Source organism: Fusibacter paucivorans (assembly GCF_018390735.1).
GTDB classification, from domain to species: domain Bacteria; phylum Bacillota; class Clostridia; order Peptostreptococcales; family Acidaminobacteraceae; genus Fusibacter; species Fusibacter paucivorans.
The window spans coordinates 54,305-57,204 of sequence record NZ_JAHBCL010000031.1; the positions used below are offsets into that span (position 1 = coordinate 54,305).

The window sequence follows — 2,900 nt, forward strand, 5'->3', positions numbered from 1 at the left end:
AACCATTAATTTGCCATTTTGCATAAAGGGATAAATCGTTTGCAGGCATGGTATCATTGATAAAGTTCCATGCATCTGCAAAGGTATTATCGTCCGTGTACCAGCCGCCAAAACTATAACCTGTTCGTGTTGGATCGGTTGGTTTTGTAAAAGCAGTATTATAGTTCACCGCTTCACCAGTGACACTGCTGCCACCGTTGCTATTATATGTCACATCATATGCACTAATCGTCCACTTCGCATAAAGGGATAAATCGCTCGCCGGCATCGTATCATTGTCGAAGTCCCATGCACTTGCAAAGGTATTATCGTCCGTGTACCAGCCGCCGAATGTATAACCTGTCCGTGTCGGATCAGATGGTTTTGTGATAGATGCTCCAGTAGCAACACTTTCTGAGTCAACTATGCTACCACCGTTAGCAGCATAGTTAACATTGTAATCACTAATACCAATCTCATCAAGGCCAGATTCAAAGTCAGGATTCAAACTGTTGTAAAAACTTAATGTCGTTGATTCACCCGGAGCAAGATCGCCTAAATCAAATGTAATCGCAATCCATACATCATTGTTAACAGTCTTAATAAGCGAACTGCCATCAGCATTATACATCGTTAAATCATAGACATCGTATACGCTAAAAGCCGTAATTGCCGCTCTCGCTCTCGAATCTTTAGACATATAAAAGAAAGATTCGCCTGATACCGGCCCAGTTGCAACAACTAATGCCTTATCGCCGACATCCGGATTATCCTTTACTTCATTTTTTGTAGAATATGTACCATTAATATCTTTATCTTGATCGGGATCAAAGCTACGCGCATATCTAACATCATAGATCGTCGATGAACTAATATTCTCAATTGTAACATCAATGAGATAGTATTTATCCGCTTTTTTTAACGTTAGTGTTTGTGTAAGTTTAATAGCATCTCTTGTTCCCTCCGTTTTTGCTGAAAGAACATCTCCTGAACTCATATCAGTTGTTACAGCCGTTATATCTTTACTGGGTGAAGATGCATTATAATTTTTTAACAGCTTCTTCGTCCCACTCGTACTATCTCCGCCAGTGTAATACCCAATAATAAACCCTTCATAAGGATTTCCAGGTAAGAAGAAATCACCTGTTGTGGGGGGATTACCAACATCAAAACCATCCTTATCAACTGCAAGTCCAATATTTGATCTTGTATACTCACCCATGAAATCGTCATTGATAATCGTCCGATGAAATCCGCTGGGGGCAGCACCAACAGTTCCAAAGGCACCATCAGCTCTTATTCCAATCTCAATATAGTCTCCTCCCAGAAAAACTTCATTACCTGAAGTCGCATGCCTTGCAGGTGGCAAACCATCCGCATAATTCGGCATTGATGACAGGCTAATGATTACTGTCATAAAAAATATGCTTAACCAATATTTAACGCTCACTTTTCTTCTCCTTTATCCTTGTATCTCTATATTATTTGAATTGATAACACAGGAAAAACCAGAATACCAATATAGAAACTCGTGATCTGGTCTTTTTAGATTTGTTTATAACTGATCATCATCCAATTGTCAGCTCATTATTTAATGATTATATTAAGCTCATTAAACACATTCATAATCAAAACGGGTATTATAGACATACCATTTAAACTGCGCTGCAATTACAATAATATGTTTTCAAGAGATAAGAAGAACAAAATATCAATAAGTTTTTTAAAATCATTCTGGATTTTTAAGATCAATCGCCAAAGCCTATTTTTGTAAATGGTTTACACTAAAAATTTATATATGCTTCAATATGATAATTGATAATTATAATTGGTAATAGAGATAACGTATGTAAAGTTATTATGGTGATTTTCACTGAATAATTAATCACAACAGATTTTTAAGGAAAATAAACTTTTCCTATTAACTGTAAATCATTCATTCCAAATAGTTGCTTACATCATTTTTTTAAACATATTATCAGTATTTACAATAGTCAAATGATCTTACTGTTAACTGGAAACAACTGAAATCACCATCATCTTTTAGTTGTTCTATGCAAGTGCTGTCGCAAATATTAACCAGTAAAAATTTAAATATTACACATCTGCAAAGGTAGGTATTACTACCATCAATTTTTGCAACAATTTATAATTCCTCTAGGGAATATAAATGCAATACCTCTAGGCAATAAATATATATTACAATATTTATATATTTATAGCTATATATCATTATATCATAAATTTAACAATCTTTTATTGATCCCGATCATTTTTTTGAATTTTCTCAAGACTTTTGGCCTATGTTGCTTAATGCCAAATACGACAATAATCCTGTATTCGATTGGAACCATAAGAATACGTCCGAAATCCATATTAATATTTTGATTCCCAAGAAAGACTTCAAATTACTTTTCTGCAGCAAAATCAAAACAAACTTTTGCTTAAATAGACGATATCATAATATTAATGCAGAGTAATCGCTAACTTTCAAACTAAAATTCAAGAAAATTAATTATATCATCTATTTACAGTTTTCATTTTAAACCATTGTATTAAGAGCGTTTCTTAGCTTTCCAATTTACTTTGAATATAATCAAATTTTCTGGAGCTGTCAGGAAATAGGCACTCCTTTTTAGATTTCCAGAAATCACAATAAAGGAATGCGGCGGTTTATCTTGCTGAGAATTGAAACGTTTTGCACGCTTGATGAACTTGAAAACTTCCGTTTATCAAAAGTTGAAAGTTTCTACGATGCCCTATTTCAAAATCTTGTGAGTGGTCACACAACAGTTTTTGAGTGTTTTAGCCCACGTGATTTGACTTTGCCTTGCTCTTTGTCTTTGTCAATGCCACGATGAAATAGATCACTTGTTTTGCCGTAGTCATTTGTTACAATACATGTAGCATATATGTATTGA

Annotated in this window: 1 protein-coding gene; it reads right to left on the bottom strand. The window is 34.4% G+C overall.

Going from position 1 to position 2,900, the window contains the following annotated elements; genetic code table 11:
• Window positions 1-1,429: InlB B-repeat-containing protein (locus KHM83_RS19980; protein WP_213237984.1), on the bottom strand; the 1,429-nt coding region annotated here is incomplete at its 3' end.
• Between the last annotated feature and the right edge of the window lie 1,471 nt (window positions 1,430-2,900).